This window comes from Shewanella sp. SP2S2-6, from assembly GCF_031931965.1.
GTDB classification, from domain to species: Bacteria; Pseudomonadota; Gammaproteobacteria; order Enterobacterales; family Shewanellaceae; genus Shewanella; species Shewanella baltica.
The window spans coordinates 33,315-48,323 of sequence record NZ_JAUOEQ010000010.1 but is presented as its reverse complement, the minus strand read 5'-3'; the positions used below and the strand labels follow the sequence as shown (position 1 = coordinate 48,323).

13 protein-coding genes are annotated in these 15,009 nt (G+C 44.9%); 5 read left to right on the top strand and 8 right to left on the bottom strand.

The features are described 5' to 3' along the window. Positions 1 to 168: 168 nt before the first annotated feature. Positions 169 to 1,122 carry a tRNA-dihydrouridine synthase gene (locus tag Q4Q57_RS09470; protein WP_011847064.1) on the top strand — a complete coding sequence of 318 codons (954 nt, stop codon included), beginning with the start codon at positions 169 to 171 and terminating at the stop codon, positions 1,120 to 1,122. A 247-nt stretch (positions 1,123 to 1,369) separates the two neighbouring features. Next, complete coding sequence (locus Q4Q57_RS09465; RefSeq protein ID WP_311890673.1) at positions 1,370 to 1,729, top strand: TraR/DksA C4-type zinc finger protein; 360 nt, start codon at positions 1,370 to 1,372, stop codon at positions 1,727 to 1,729. Positions 1,730 to 1,832: 103 nt separating this feature from the next. Here the strand turns inward: Q4Q57_RS09465 and Q4Q57_RS09460 are convergent, their stop codons facing one another. The 4 genes from Q4Q57_RS09460 to Q4Q57_RS09445 form a co-directional block, all read right to left on the bottom strand. Continuing rightward, positions 1,833 to 4,493, bottom strand: coding sequence for a TonB-dependent receptor (locus Q4Q57_RS09460; RefSeq protein WP_311890672.1), 2,661 nt, complete (start codon positions 4,491 to 4,493; stop codon positions 1,833 to 1,835). 421 nt (positions 4,494 to 4,914) lie between these two features. Beyond that, positions 4,915 to 6,633, bottom strand: coding sequence for a bifunctional UDP-sugar hydrolase/5'-nucleotidase UshA (gene ushA, locus Q4Q57_RS09455; protein ID WP_311890671.1), 1,719 nt, complete (start codon positions 6,631 to 6,633; stop codon positions 4,915 to 4,917). 363 nt (positions 6,634 to 6,996) lie between these two features. Further along, positions 6,997 to 7,668, bottom strand: a complete 672-nt coding sequence (locus tag Q4Q57_RS09450; protein WP_311890670.1) for a carboxylesterase — start codon at positions 7,666 to 7,668, stop codon at positions 6,997 to 6,999. Positions 7,669 to 7,756: 88 nt separating this feature from the next. After that, complete coding sequence (locus tag Q4Q57_RS09445) at positions 7,757 to 7,984, bottom strand: DUF3389 family protein (protein ID WP_106651841.1); 228 nt, start codon at positions 7,982 to 7,984, stop codon at positions 7,757 to 7,759. A gap of 251 nt (positions 7,985 to 8,235) precedes the next feature. On the opposite strand from Q4Q57_RS09445, the gene Q4Q57_RS09440 reads away from it, so the two are divergent. After that, on the top strand, positions 8,236 to 10,179 hold the full coding sequence (locus Q4Q57_RS09440; RefSeq protein ID WP_311890669.1) for a M1 family metallopeptidase: 1,944 nt from the start codon (positions 8,236 to 8,238) through the stop codon (positions 10,177 to 10,179). A 178-nt stretch (positions 10,180 to 10,357) separates the two neighbouring features. Here Q4Q57_RS09440 and Q4Q57_RS09435 read toward each other — a convergent pair whose 3' ends face one another. The 3 genes from Q4Q57_RS09435 to Q4Q57_RS09425 form a co-directional block, all read right to left on the bottom strand. Continuing rightward, positions 10,358 to 10,846, bottom strand: a complete 489-nt coding sequence (locus tag Q4Q57_RS09435) for a peptidylprolyl isomerase (RefSeq protein ID WP_006082096.1) — start codon at positions 10,844 to 10,846, stop codon at positions 10,358 to 10,360. A 144-nt stretch (positions 10,847 to 10,990) separates the two neighbouring features. Next, complete coding sequence (locus Q4Q57_RS09430; protein ID WP_311890668.1) at positions 10,991 to 12,313, bottom strand: lytic murein transglycosylase; 1,323 nt, start codon at positions 12,311 to 12,313, stop codon at positions 10,991 to 10,993. Between the two features lie 43 nt (positions 12,314 to 12,356). Further along, entirely contained in the window at positions 12,357 to 12,491 is a 135-nt protein-coding gene (locus Q4Q57_RS09425) for a hypothetical protein (protein ID WP_311890667.1), read from the bottom strand. Positions 12,492 to 12,744: 253 nt separating this feature from the next. On the opposite strand from Q4Q57_RS09425, the gene Q4Q57_RS09420 reads away from it, so the two are divergent. Both Q4Q57_RS09420 and Q4Q57_RS09415 read left to right on the top strand, forming a co-directional pair. Next, a complete protein-coding gene (locus Q4Q57_RS09420; RefSeq protein ID WP_006082098.1) occupies positions 12,745 to 13,104 on the top strand; it encodes a DUF2750 domain-containing protein in 360 nt (119 codons plus the stop codon). Between the two features lie 51 nt (positions 13,105 to 13,155). Next, complete coding sequence (locus Q4Q57_RS09415) at positions 13,156 to 13,797, top strand: hypothetical protein (protein ID WP_311890666.1); 642 nt, start codon at positions 13,156 to 13,158, stop codon at positions 13,795 to 13,797. A gap of 184 nt (positions 13,798 to 13,981) precedes the next feature. Here Q4Q57_RS09415 and Q4Q57_RS09410 read toward each other — a convergent pair whose 3' ends face one another. Next, positions 13,982 to 14,926: a chemotaxis protein CheV gene (locus tag Q4Q57_RS09410; protein WP_311890665.1), complete on the bottom strand. Its 945-nt coding sequence runs from the start codon at positions 14,924 to 14,926 to the stop codon at positions 13,982 to 13,984. Positions 14,927 to 15,009: the final 83 nt, after the last annotated feature.

The following is a 15,009-nucleotide window of genomic DNA, read 5'->3' as shown; positions in this document are numbered from 1 at the left end:
ATATCACTAAATCACAGAAATGGTCAAAATATCCTGCTAGGACAATCAGTTTAGCGTGGATTTTATTTATGGGAGCGCATAATCATCCGCATTCACTCGGCCACTTTGTAACTTAAGGCCGATAAGGTAGAATGCTCGCCCTTTGCAAATAGATATAGGTTTACTGCAGTGCGTGTGATTTTGGCTCCAATGGAAGGCGTAGTAGACGCTTTAATGCGTGACATTCTATCGACCATCAATCCCTACGATTTGCTCGTCACCGAATTTGTGCGTGTGGTAGACCAACTGCTGCCTGAAAAAGTCTTTCTCAAACTGTGTCCTGAGCTACTCAACAACGGCAATACTCCTTCGGGTACGCCAGTGCGAGTGCAGTTACTCGGCCAAGAACCCCAATGTATGGGTGAAAATGCCCTGCGGGCAATTGAACTCGGCTCACACGGTGTCGATGCCAACTTTGGCTGTCCGGCAAAAATCGTTAACCGCAGCAAAGGTGGCGCCGTATTACTGCAATATCCTGAGAGCGTGCACGATATTGTCAAAGCCATGCGTCAAGCGGTGCCGAAAGAACATGCCGTGACCGCCAAAATACGTTTGGGCTACGAAGATAAGTCACTGTTCATGGAAAATGCTATCGCTGTGTATGAAGCCGGCGCAACTGAGCTTGCCATCCATGCGCGCAGTAAAGTCGACGGCTACAGACCGCCCGCCTACTGGGAATACATCACAGAAGTACGCAAACGTTTGCCTATCCCGGTGATCGCCAACGGCGAGATTTGGAACAGCGATGATGCTAAGCGTTGCATCGAAGTCACCGGCTGCGACAGTATTATGATCGGCCGCGGGGCGATTTCATTGCCGAACTTGGCCGATACCATCAAGACAGGTGCAACCCCTTATACTTGGGCGCAAACCTTAGGGCTGATGCTCAGTTATACCCAAAGAGAGCTTAATGGTCGCAAGAGTGACTATTATCCCGCCCGGATCAAACAGTGGTTTACCTACCTCAATCGTCAATATCCCGAAGCCGATACTTTATTTAGGGAGCTACGCGTGTTTAAAACAACGGAAGAAATCGTCGCGGTATTAGAAGCTGCGCAGCGAAACTTAGGCAACGAATCATAGAAGAGTGAGCAACCACAGAACGACGGCCAACCATAAAACTGTTAGAAATCGAGATTCAATGCGCGGCAATGTGAGCCATGAAAGGGACTTAGCGATAGCACACATAATGCGATAGGAATGAAGTACTTTTTCGATTTTTAACGGCGAAAATATTTAAAATATGGCAGATACTTGATCTTTATCATAGTCGTTGGTAGTGGAACTATTAGACTGGACGCCTAGAGTCAAATGAAATAGGCGATTTTACGTGAGCACCACCCATATCAGACATGAATTGTCAGAGCTTGAAGCTAATCTAAGGAAAGAACTCGGCGCGCTCCCTCCGTTCCTCGAAGTCATAGGGGAGCATTATGCTAGCCTGAGTCTGACAGAATTAATTGATACATTGGCGCAAACGCCACTGGCCGATCACCCGCTATTTTGCCAGCTGAATAAACTTGATGCCGCCTTTTGTCAGCTCGACTTAGGCCTCTACGGCCTTTGCTCCGACTGCGAAGCGGAAATCGAAACCGAACGCTTAAGCCAAGATCCCACAGAACAACGCTGCGCCTCCTGCGCCGAACATTATCAACACGAACACCGCCACGAGCTGCGCCTCACCCATTGATAGCACTGATTCGATATCCGATAAGCAACCTGAAAAGCAGGAAAAAATAAGCAAAAAAACCTCCGCAAGCGGAGGTTTGAGTTATCCAGGGAGGGCGGACAACCTAAAACTTCTGGTTTATTCTCAGGTAATACGTTCTACCTAACACATCATATAAACCCACATTCACATCGCGATAATCGGCGTAGGTATAATAGTTTGGTGTTTCAGCATCAAACACATTATTCACCCCTACTGTGATAGAGCCGTTATAAGCATGGGTATAACCAAATTGGATATTGTGTTTAAAGTAATTATCGTAATCGACATAACGGTCGGTTTTTTCTAACTCGTTGAAATAACTTGCTGATTGACTACCAATATAGACGACTGTCCATGCGGCAGAGAAATCATCGTATTTCCAACTTGTCGCAAAGTTGCCACGCCAATCGGGTGAGTCCGTCGTTCCTGCGTAGTCGATCATCTCTGATTCGGCATTATCCTGCTTCTTAAAATCAAGCACGTGAGTCAAATCCAGTTTGAAATTGAAATCACCAAAGCCAGTTTCTAAGTTATAAGCCGTTACAAAATCGATACCAGAGGTCTCAACTGTGGCTAAATTACGTATTCCCGCCTCAATATACTCAATCTTGCCATCTGGACCACGGGTCACATAGGGAGACGATCCATTCTTGATTTCATCACGCAGAATATCATCTACATCGATCGACTCGATTTTATTGTCGTAGGTGATTGAGTAATAAGATAACTCCAAGTTCCATGCATCAGTGACATTCCAAACACCACCAAAGGTTAACGAGTTACCCTCTTCAGCCTCTAAGTTTGGGTTACCACCAAACCAAGTTTTATGCTGATTATTGGTGGCGCAATATATGGCATCCACGTTACCGGGTTCATTACACCATAGGGAATCCACCGCCTTCTCAAAACTCAAGGATTGAGACGAGAACATTTCACTCATATTTGGCGCACGGAACGAATCACCGTAACTGGCACGCAGTAACAAGCTATCCACTGGGCGCCAGCTTAAACCAAACTTAGGCACCACGGCATCGAAGGTCGATGAGTTAACCACTTCACCTTGAGGCCCTGTGAGGGTTCCTTCCTGCTCATAGCGCTCATAACGTACTGCGGCAGAGAACTCAACGTTGGCAGGTAAGCCAACTTGGAGTTCCAAATAAGCGGCGCTACGGTCACGCGTGGCGTCCACATCATCACCACCCGAACCGCCGGAGATAATACCCGCCGCTGATTCTGGATCACTGGTTTGCTTAAACTTGATCATTTCATATTCAAGACCGCCGACCATAGCGACCGAAAAATCACCGTCATCGAGTAGTAAGGTCGAAGCAAGACCATCCAATTGAGTACTTTCAAATTTACCCTGATAAACCCCAGTATGTGCAGCTTTGCGATACAGATCTGTCATCTGTTGGTCCCACTGCTCATAACTCATGCCAGAGGTATTGAAAATATCATATTGCTCTGAATCTATTTCTTGCTGAATAATATTGTCATTCAGTAAATTGTAGTTAAAACTGTTTGTTGTTGAGGTCGCATGCTGGGCATTTAATTCCCAGTCGATACCATTACCGGAATCTATTGTGCCAACAAAGCCACCAAGAATATCAAAATTGTTGGTTTCAGTTAATGTATCTCGCTCACCAAGTTGTGCGCCTCGCATAGAAATAACTAATTCTTCGCCAACGGGGTTGTACTTATTATCGGCACTCATCACAGGGGTATTAGTTGATACTGGCGTACCGGCATAACGAGTTTCAGTTTCAGCTAATGAAGCAGAAGCTCGGCCTCGAAATTTTATATTTTCTGAAATCTCATAGGAGAAATTAGATAACAGCGAATTACGGGTTTGATCGCCAAATAACTTAGTGACATTACCATGATTATATAAACAACGACCATCACCTGAGTCTATGGTATTTTCCGTTTTTTCACATATATCTGAATTACTATACCAGCTACCATTGCCTGGTCCATATTTACCATTTGGTACTGAGCTATATCCGCTATAGGCGTTATAACTTGAATCATCCATTCGCCAAATATCACGGTCCATTACCGCTTTTGTATCATAATATTCATAGGTGAGAGTGATATTGCCTTTATCGGTATTAAAGCCAGTTGCAAGCGATAGACGGTTAGCATCCCCCCCTTCTACGCTTGGTTGCTCTGTACTGTAATCAAGCTGAAAACCTTCAAACTCTTTCTTAGTGATAATGTTTATCACGCCCGCAACCGCATCGGAACCATAGACTGCTGAAGCGCCATCCCGCAGGATTTCAATACGTTCCACGATAGCCATAGGGATAGAAGATGTATCTGCCACTGAGCCAGAGCTCGAACTCGTCCCTGGCATACGGCGTCCATCTAATAACACTAAGGTCGCAGACGATCCTAAACCGCGTAAATTGACATTACTGGTTGAGCTTGCACCAGAGCCATAACCTGAAATACCACGCCAAGAACCAAAGCTGTTTATCGCAGAGTTATTTAATACGTCAGCAACGGTTTTTTCACCTGTCATAGCAATATCTGCAGCATTGATGACAGTCACGGGTGAAACGGTTTCCATATCAACTTGTTTAATACGAGAACCCGTCACTTCAATGCGTTCAACTTTGGTATTTTCTTCTGCTGCATTTATCATTGCAGAAAAACCTAATCCCGAAAAAACCACACTGCTTGTCGCCGCAGTAATTAAACTAGTACGAACGGCTTTGGCCGTCAAACTTAAATAGCGCATTAATCTCTCCTTGAGGTAAATAAAACCCTATGCTTTTATTTTTATATTTAATCAGCGAACTCTATTTCGCTGTAGAGATAATGTTAATACGCTACATTCAAGTCAACTATTAAAACAAATTTATTCCACAATAAAACAAATTGATACACAATCTGATGTATGAAATATCGTCAACAGCAATTAAAAAGTTGATATACATCATACCATTAAGAAGTTAATACCAATCAAAGGCATTAAAAAAATTGCTTGATACAAATTAATTCAATCGTAAACGAATGCAGTGATATACATTTTAATGATACAAATAAATCTAAATGTATCACCAATAATTATTGAGCATTATTTTATAATTCATAAAATATAAAAAATGCCACTCTATTGAGTGGCATTTTTATTTAAACACTAAGTAGTTTTCGATTACTTAAAGTTGACAACCTTCAACACTGTTTGAGTTTTCATAAACAATATCGCCTATCGGACTGTAGTCAGCAGCTTTAATCGCTTGTTTCTCTTTCAAGAAAGAATAGAGTAAATCAGCATCAACAAAACCCGTTTGGATTGGGCTTTCTAGCTTAGGATAACCGTCACCACCTGCAGCGTTAAAGCTAGGTACAGTGAACTTATAAGTTCCTGTTGGGCTGAAGTTCTCACCATTGATGACACTGATATTGGCAGTCTTAGCTACACAGTCAATGGTCATTTTCACGCCCGTGATTTGTGCATAACCACCTGAACCAATTTGAATACTACCTACCGCGCCTAAATAAGCCGCAACTTCAGTACCTGTCATTTCGTTCAGAGTCACCATGTTACCGAATGGCTGAACAGTCAGCACGTCACGGTAAGTGATATTGCCAGGTTGAATAGAGGCACGTACACCGCCGGAGTTCATCACGCCAAAATCGGCTTTGACTTTATCACTTTGCGCCATCGCTAACATACGGCCTAAGTTAGTTTGCTTATTACGAACGTTTGCACGCTCGCCATCTAACAGAGCATCCGTAGTCGCTATGACTTCGTCTAACTTAGCTTGACCTTTCTCTTGGTAGTAAGACAGCAGCTCTTTTAACTCAGCGTCAGGCTCAATCTTAGTGCCCGCTAAATCAGCAGTCTTCTTGCCCGCGTCATCCAGTTTACGCATATTCACTGGCACAAGTTTATAGCTTGCTAAATGAAGCTCACCGTTAAAGTATTCAAAATCTGCACGACCAACATATTTACCCCATTCATGGGCTTGCATGATCCAAGTGCCATTCTGTTTATCTGGAGCACATTCATCGCCTGGTTTAAAGTCAGCGTAGGCTTTGTTGTCAGTACCTGGTTCCATACACACTGGGTTTTGTGAATGACCACCAATAACCACTTGCAGATCGCCTTCTTTCAGTGCGCGAGCCATAGCCACGTCACCAGGGGCGTTACTACCGTTATGGCCGTCAGCATAGTGACCCATGTGCGTGGTAGCGAAAATAATATCGGCCGCTTTGGCGTCTTTAATTTCTTTAATCACTTTAGCGACTTCAGTCTTTGGATCGGTGAACTCCAGGCCACTGATGAATTCTGGATTACCAATCTTAGCCGTATCTTCGGTCGTTAAACCTATTACAGCCACTTTCAGACCGTTTATGTCGAATACCTTATAGGCATCAAAGTAACGTTCCCCTAGATTGCCATCTGCATCTTTATGGTAAATATTCGCCGCTAACATAGGGAATTCCGCAAGGCGGCGCTGCATATCAACAACGGATAATGGATTATCAAACTCATGGTTACCAACAGCCATAGCGTCGTAACCAATTTTATTCATACCCGTGAAATCTGGGATCGCATCTTGTAGATCCGATTCTGGCACGCCAGTATTAATGTCGCCACCAGACAGCAATAATGTTTGACCACCATTCTTACTGACTTCTGCACGAATGCTGTCAATTAAGGTTTTACGCGCAGCCATACCATATTCGCCGTCACTGTTTTCCCAGAAACGGCCATGGTTGTCATTGGTGTGTAAAACGGTAAATGTTGTGCAAGCGCTTCCCGCTTCAGCACACGTTGTTGGGACTTTATCGTCATCACTATTATTACAACCCGCAAGCGCAGCGACAACAGCAGTTGCAACTAGTCCTTTAATAAGCATATGTCTCATTACATCAACCCCTTGATTTTAATTATTTTATCATAGAAAGATTGCCGTGAACTCCATCAAGTTCAGCGTCACGAATAATAACAAAGAATAAAGATAAATTGTGTCATTTTTATTAAAAACTTGACATTTATAGGGGAATTCGCGGGCGTTATAAGACAGATTTGTTTCATATAAAAAATAAGCTGAATGACTGATTTCTATATATTTAGAGAATTAAAAATAAAAATGAAATAAATTAATTTAAATCGTTCAGTATAAATGACTTAGAAAACATTACAGAAAACAGTGATTGTTCCCATAAAAAAACAAGCATGGGCAATTTTCAATTTACCGCATGCTGTTTTTATCAGCAATTAGACTTGTCTACATTTCAAATCGCTGTAATAACCACTTAGAAATCTCTTTTAACTGCGCAGGGATCACTGAATGCGGCATAGGATAAGTCTGCCACACAATATTATAACCGCCCGTAATTAAAGCTTCTTTGGCTAATGTTCCAGCGGATAATGGCACTACATCATCCTGTAGACCATGTTGCTGTAATATGGGTGTATTACGATTCGCTGCGCTTAATTCAGCGGGTAATACATCGCCCGTCGGTAAATAGCAAGACAGTGCCATAATCCCTGCAAGTTGCTCGGGGAAACGCAGTCCAGAGAATAAACTCATGACTCCGCCCTGACTGAATCCTGCTAATACGATACGCTCGCTCGCAATACCCGCCGCGATTTGTTCGTTAATTAGTGCAGCAACCCTTTTCTCCGACTCAAGCACGCCTTGCATATCGGCTCTGTCGTGCAAATCCATGCTTTTAATATCGTACCAAGCGCGCATGACGTAGCCGCCATTAATGGTCACGGCTTGTTCTGGTGCATGGGGGAAAATAAACCGGATAGCATGATCGGCAGGCAAACCTAATGCAGGCACAACAGGGGCAAATCCGGCACCCGAATCCCCTAATCCATGTAACCAAATAACCACGGCTGTAGCTGGTGTCTTAGGCTCAACGACAATACGCTCAAGAGAAACTGACATACTAAAAAATCCCTAATTCGATATTAAACACTCATCAACTAAAAAGTGATGATAAATCTGTAAGTTAGACATGCTGTGCAGGCGTGCTTTATTCCGCATCCATGCCCAGTACATCTTGAATCGCACGCAACTGGGTATTTGAGTCCAATACTAAGCTCCAACGTACACCGCCACCATCGGCGATTAACATAGGTGGCTGACGTCGCAAACCGATATCCTCCGCACTCGCTTGCAGCACGATACTGGCAACATTGAGCCGCACTTGAACTTCGAACTCAGTGACGATTAACTTACCCTGCGAAAAATCTAACACCATTTTGATAACCGCCCTATGTGAAAACGCCGCCATCATAGCAAACTTGTGGTCTTTTACCGATGGCATTTCCTTCCCAACAGACGAGCCATTAAAGTTTGATTACATTTGAGCTAACAGTGAGATCACAAATCCAGTGGATTATCAGGTAAACTTTTGCCCTAAATAGAATGGGTCGATAGAACACCAAGCAAATTGGTGCACTTATCGCCCAAAACTCGAGCAAAAATACTTCATCATTAGGCTGTTAAATAATGCTTTCACTTCGACGTACCGTCCTAAGCAGCGCCCTTTTGTTTGCGCTGCAACTCCTTGCTAGCACCTATGCCAATAGCGCTCCAAATACGTTAGCCGCTGAACCTAGTGCCACTGTTGTACAAGCACAGACGCAGCAGAACCTAGATGCACTGACCTATGCCAATTACACTGACGTCAGCGTGAGTCATGTTGAACTAGCCCTTGCCATCGATTTTAAACAAAGCCACTTATCCGGCGAAGCCACCCTTGATTTGGCTTGGCATAAGGCGGGGAAAGAACTCATCTTAGATACTCGAGATCTAACGATTAACAACGTGAGTGCTTTGAATTCAAATGGGAAATGGCAAAGCGTGCCCTTCACCTTAGCCAAAGCGGACGCTGTAAAAGGTGCGGCGCTAACCATCAAACTTGCCGATGAAGCTACCCAAAAAGTTAAAATCAATTATCACACGTCGAATAATCCATCCGGTATTCAATGGTTAACTCCTGAGCAAACCCAAGGTAAACAGTTACCTTTTATGTTCAGTCAGAGTCAGGCGATTCATGCTCGCAGCTGGATCCCACTGCAAGATACCCCAGCCGTGCGCCAAACCTATAGCGCAACGATTACTACCGATAAAGCCATTACTGTGGTCATGAGTGCCGATCGTAAAACCCTGTCGAGCACGCAGACCCAATTCACTATGCCGCAGGCGATCCCAGCTTACTTAATCGCCATCGCAGCCGGGCATTTAAAGTTCGCCCCTTTAGATAACATCTCGGGCATTTGGGCTGAGCCAGAAATCCTCGACAAAGCCAGCAAGGAATTTGCCGACACGCCGGAGATGATCAAAATCGCCGCTAAACGTTACGGCGATTACCGTTGGGGACGTTATGACTTGCTTATTTTACCGCCAAGCTTCCCCTTCGGCGGGATGGAAAATCCACGGCTTTCGTTTATTACGCCAACAGTGATCGCGGGTGATAAAAGTTTAGTGAGTCTAATTGCCCATGAACTTGCCCACTCGTGGTCGGGTAACTTGGTGACCAACGCCACTTGGCGCGATCTCTGGCTTAATGAAGGTTTTACGACCTATGTAGAGAATCGCATTATGGAAGATCTCTACGGCCGCGACCGAGCGCTGATGGAGCAAATCATCGGCTATTCAGAGCTGCTTGCCGAGCTTGCAGAACTCACGCCTAGCGATTCAGTGTTGCATGTGGATCTTGGAAAGCGCTCACCCGACGAGGCCTTCAGCGGTGTCCCTTATGTGAAAGGCCAGTTGTTTTTACTCTTTTTAGAGCAAAAATTTGGCCGCGAGCGCTTCGATGCCTTTGTAAAAAACTACTTCAATCATTTTGCATTTCAAAGCATTACCACGGCGCAGTTCCGTGAGTATTTATCTTTGAATCTATTAAACAAATACCCCAATGTGGTCAGTGTGGCTGAAGTGGACACTTGGATTGAAGGGCAAGGTTTGCCATCATTTTTGGTGCAGCCCAACTCCCACGCCTTCGATGATGTCGATGCCCAAAGCCAAACTTGGCTCGACGGTAAACTTAGCGCAAGCGAGTTGAAAACCAACACTTGGACAGTGCACCAGTGGTTAAGGTTTATCAACGAAATGCCAAGAGTCAATCTAGACCAAACCAAGCTTGCCGAGCTGGATAAGGCGTTCCATTTTACGGGCACAGGCAACAGTGAAATTGCTTTTGCATGGTATTCGCTCGCCCTAGACAACGGCTATTACGCGGTACTACCCGCATTAAAACAACACTTAACCCATATTGGCCGCATGCGCTTAATCGTGCCGTTATACCAAAAGCTTGCAAGCACAAATCAATACGATTGGGCCAAGAGCGTCTATCTTAAGGCTCGCAGCGGCTATCATCCACAAACCCAAGCAAGCCTAGATATGATGTTTGCCGACAAACCACTCGAGCATGAACATAGCCATTAGCCATTAGCCATTAGCCATTAGCCATTAGCCGTTAGCCGTTAGCGCCATAAAAACAAAAAGCCCAAACCTAGGTTTGGGCTTTTGCTATTCAATCTTCTGCCTCGATTCATTCAACTCATACTGAACTTATATTCATCTCACATTGAGTCAGATAAAAGCCAAGTTCGAAGCCTGAAAATTAGTGGTGATGACCACCAGCGCCATGGGCATGGCCGTGGGCGATTTCTTCATCACTCGCGTCACGGGCACCAACGACTTCGATATCAAATGTCAGTTCGCGGCCCGCTAATGGATGGTTGACATCCACAGTCGCCATAAACTTACCCACTTTAACGATAGTCACTTGGCGTTGACCTTGGTCAGTATTGACCACAGCAGTCATACCCGGTTTCCACGCAGTCGCGCCCAATAAGTGCTTAACCGACACACGTTGGTGCGCATCAGCATCCGCTACGCGCTCACCGTATGTTTCGGCAGCAGGTAAAGTCACAGTGAATTTTTCACCGATGGCTTTACCATTGATCGCGTTTTCTACACCAGGCATCATGTTGTCATGACCATGTAAATAGGCAATCGGATCGCGACCTTCGTTCGTCTCAATCACTTCGCCTTTCTCGTCACGCAGTGTGTAGTTAAACTGCACAACCATATCGTCTTTAATGCTCATCGAATATCCTTTGATTTTCTTCGATTTCAATTGTGGGCCGAGCTTAACAAAACTGAGCTTTTCACTCCACTTTTTTATCCGGCCTAAAAGCGCTCAAAACCCGCGGCGAGCGCTCTTTGGCTGCAGTAACGACAGTGACAGTGGCTACAGTGATAGTCCTAAAGCAGTAAACACCTCTGGGCTTGGGAAGCCATCGGCAATCATCTGTTTGCTCCGTTGAAAGGCTTGCAATCCTGCCACAGAGTTACGCCCTAACACACCATCTGGCTTGCCAACATCAAATCCGGCCTCATTCAGTTTTGCTTGCAATTGCTTAACTTGCTCACGACTTAAGCGTGGCTGTTCTGGCGGGCTCACTGTCAAAGGTAACCCCCCATTAATGCGATCGGCAAGATGCCCAACTGTGATGGCATAATACTCAGAGCGATTCCAACGCATGATCACATTGAAGTTCTCATAGCCTAAAAAGGCAGGCCCAGTATGCCCTGCTGGCAAATACAGCGCGGCTTGAATATCCACGGCGGGCAAAGGTTGGCCATTCGCTTGCGTGACATTAAGGGCGGCCCATTCCGATAACGCCAAGGGCTGCTTTGCACCTAAATGGCTGTAACTAAAATCCTTTGGCAATAAGACTTCACGGCCCCAGCGTTCATTTCGCTGCCAGCCTAAGTGCTGTAAAAAGTTCGCGGCGGACGTCAGCGCGTCAGTGGTACTATTCCATAAATCGGCTTTACCATCGCCGTCACCGTCGACGGCATATTTGGCATAGGCCGACGGCATAAATTGCGTGTGTCCCATGGCGCCAGCCCATGATCCCACCATAGTGTCATCATCGAACTGATACTTTTCTTTCAGCTTTAAGGCTTGTATCAGTTCTATGGTGAAATAATTGCTACGGCGTGGCTCACAGGCCAAAGTCGCGAGCGAATTCAATACCGACATCTTGCCTTTATAGGAACCATAGTTGGTTTCAAGCCCCCAAAAAGACAAGATATATTGTGGCGGCACGCCATATTCTTTAGCTAGTTGATTGAGTAAAACGCTGTGTTTTTTCAGTAAGCGACGGCCTTCATTAACGCGCCATTCAGTAGCGCGCTTACTGAAATAATTATCGAAGGTCTGGCTGAATTCGGGTTGTTGCTGATCAAGCTCAATCACCCGCGGCACAAATTTCAAATTTGCAATGGTCGAGTTAATGGTCGCCTCTGACAGCCCTTTAGAGCGTGCCCGCGCTTGTAGCCCAGCCAGACAACTCGGAAATGCCTCAGCATTTACTTGTACGCTAGCATTAATATCAGACATTTGATTGGCTTCAGCAGCTATGCCACTGGCGTTGCTACTGACTGCGTTAGCAGTTGCGCTAGTGTTGGAACTGGCACTCGCCGCTGGCACGCTTGAACAGGCACTCAAGCTGACACAGGCGGCAATACTCGCAAACAGATAAGTTAACCCTTTAATTTTAATCAAATCAACAACTCCAATATTTGATTTCACAACAATGACACAGTAATCACACTGCTGTGGCTAAAAACGGCAATCTTCCTTCTTCGAGAAGGCATTGCCCTAGAGAGATATTCACCTTGGCATAACGAGTTAAAGGTTCTACTACAAAAAAACCTTTAACGGCCAATGGTATAGAAGACATGTTTCTCCCCCACGGAAAGCCTCTATCTGAGCCACACTTGAACAGTAAAGCACACTGCATCAAGGCTTATCATTGCCAATAATCCTGACCCATAGCGACACGTAACACAATCCTTATCGCCATAAATACCTTGTGGCATCGGCTTATTGCTCAGTTATCCAACACAAGAAAAATCTTAACAAAGAATCCCTTGGTATCGCAGCATGTTACCGTATAATGGATAAGTTAACAGCACACATCAAAGAGACCTATCATGACTGAAATCAATGCGGCTTTGGCTGGCTTTATCAAAAATGTAAAACAACATCAGACGCTTTGGGGTCTAATGGATGAAACTGGCGAAGGCTGGGTCGTTTGTGACTCTTCAGAATTTGAAGACACAGATGTGATGCCATTGTGGTCAAGTGAAGCCACTGCAAAATCCCATTGCAGCGACGAATGGCACGACTACCAACCCGTTGCTATTTCATTAGAAGAATTTCTGGAATATTGGGTGTCGGATCTCAACGACGATGGTGTGTTGATCGGTGTGGATTGGCAGACTGATGAAGATTGCCTCGAACTTGATCCTATTGTTTTAGCAAAAGATTTGGTTGATGTTGAAGAAGTTTAATCCCTTCAATGTGCCATTAATGACATCAAGGACTGAGGTGCTCATCCCTTGATGTCTGCTATCCCGCTTATCGATATTCCCTTCGACCAACGTCATACCTGTTGGTTTTGCGGCGAACCGAGCAATCAACACTTCGAATATATTGCCCACACACATACGCCACATCCTTCATTAGCCGTCCCCGCCTGCAGCGAATGCTTACGATTAGCCAAACAACATACCCTGAGTTCAATTTGGGATTGTCGTATGGCCGTCAAAGATGCACTGATGCGCATTTATGCAAAACACCTCGCGATTGGGATTAATTGGACCGAAGAAGAACTTGCCGAGTCTGAATTTTCCTGCAAAGTGTTTGAAGGCTTTAAGAAAAGTGCTTGGATGATGTACCAGATTGCCCGCGACCGTATCAACGCACCCGGCTGGCCACTGGTATTAGAAGGCGAAGAAATTGACGACCAAGGTTATAACGCAGGTTTCGAATTTGATGGCGTGACCTTTAACTCAGTCAATGCTGCAATCCAGTACTACTCGACGCAATTCACCTTAGATCCTCAGTTTTTTGCCGAACTGGTGCGCCTCGTCGGCCGAGCAAGATTCAACTACGCCCTACGACTCGCCCGCATCCATATTGCCGCCGCCAAAGAAATGAAACGCCAAGTATTACAAGATATAGAAGCCGAATTCGCCTCGTAATCGAGCGTTAAATAAAAAGGTAATTTGGTAGGATTTGCACAGAAGCGATGGAAAGGTTGCAATTGAAGGGCTGATATTAAAAGTCTGATATAAACAGGCCACATTTAAAAGCAATTATTAAAAGCGCTGAGCCTACCGATGACCAACACAAGGTCAATCACCGATAGTTCGTATCTCAAACTGCTTAGTGATTAATCACTTGTCTTAATCTTTCTTGTACCACTTCCACCAGCAGATCCGGCTGGAACTTAGAAATAAACTTATCACAGCCCACCTTTTCAACCATGGCATGGTTAAAGCTGCCGCTCAGTGAAGTATTCAAGGTAATATATAGATCTGACATAGCTTTATCACCGCGGACTTCAGAGGTCAGTTTGTAGCCGTCCATCTCGGGCATTTCGGCATCGGTAATCATCATCAGTAATTCTTTAGACACTTGCTTGCCTTCATCGCGCCATTTTTGTAATAAATTCAATGCCTGCAAGCCATCAGAAGCTTCAATAATTTCTATGCCTAGTTGGCTTAAAGTCTCACGCACCTGACGCCTTGCGGTCGATGAATCGTCCACAATCAAGATTTTTCTGCCTGGCATTTCATGGACTAAGGTTTCATCGAGCACACCTTCAGAAAGCCTAATATCGTAGTGAATAATCTCAGCTAGCACTTTCTCTACATCGATAATCGACACTAGTTGCGATTTGCCTTGGTGCTCGATGCGGGTAATTGCCGTCAAATAATTATTGCGCCCTGCCGTTTTCGGCGGCGGCATGATATCGCTCCATGTCATGTTGATAATGTGCTCAACCTTGCCGACTAAGAAGCCCTGCACGCTGCGGTTATACTCTGTGATGATCATATTGGCATCATCATCCGGCGGTAAAGGTTTAAACCCAATCGCCGAACGTAAATCAATCACAGGGATAGAAATGCCGCGAATATTAGCAACACCATAAATATGAGGATGACTCCCAGGCATAGCATTAAGGGGAGGAAGCTTGACCACTTCTTTAACTTTAAAGACGTTGATGGCAAATAACTGCGTGGAATTAATACTAAAGAGCAACAACTCGAGGCGGTTCTCACCCACGAGTTTGGTACGCTGATCTACGGTTGCAAGTACGTTTGCCATAATGCTGCTTCTCTACTCTTGAGGAAAATCCTTTCCTCACATGCGACGGATTAGCTCAAATTATAGCGGTAAACTCCTATGAA

Bases quoted from the DNA above. Each gene is read 5' to 3' on its own strand.
- Q4Q57_RS09435 (WP_006082096.1), bottom strand. From the start codon at position 10,846: ATGAGCATTAAAGACGATATGGTTGTGCAGTTTAACTACACACTGCGT.
- ushA (WP_311890671.1), bottom strand. From the start codon at position 6,633: ATGAGACATATGCTTATTAAAGGACTAGTTGCAACTGCTGTTGTCGCT.
- Q4Q57_RS09410 (WP_311890665.1), bottom strand. From the start codon at position 14,926: ATGGCAAACGTACTTGCAACCGTAGATCAGCGTACCAAACTCGTGGGT.
- Q4Q57_RS09450 (WP_311890670.1), bottom strand. From the start codon at position 7,668: ATGTCAGTTTCTCTTGAGCGTATTGTCGTTGAGCCTAAGACACCAGCT.
- Q4Q57_RS09460 (WP_311890672.1), bottom strand. From the start codon at position 4,493: ATGCGCTATTTAAGTTTGACGGCCAAAGCCGTTCGTACTAGTTTAATT.
- Q4Q57_RS09425 (WP_311890667.1), bottom strand. From the start codon at position 12,491: ATGTCTTCTATACCATTGGCCGTTAAAGGTTTTTTTGTAGTAGAACCT.
- Q4Q57_RS09415 (WP_311890666.1), top strand. From the start codon at position 13,156: ATGTCTGCTATCCCGCTTATCGATATTCCCTTCGACCAACGTCATACC.
- Q4Q57_RS09445 (WP_106651841.1), bottom strand. From the start codon at position 7,984: ATGGTGTTAGATTTTTCGCAGGGTAAGTTAATCGTCACTGAGTTCGAA.
- Q4Q57_RS09440 (WP_311890669.1), top strand. From the start codon at position 8,236: ATGCTTTCACTTCGACGTACCGTCCTAAGCAGCGCCCTTTTGTTTGCG.
- Q4Q57_RS09420 (WP_006082098.1), top strand. From the start codon at position 12,745: ATGACTGAAATCAATGCGGCTTTGGCTGGCTTTATCAAAAATGTAAAA.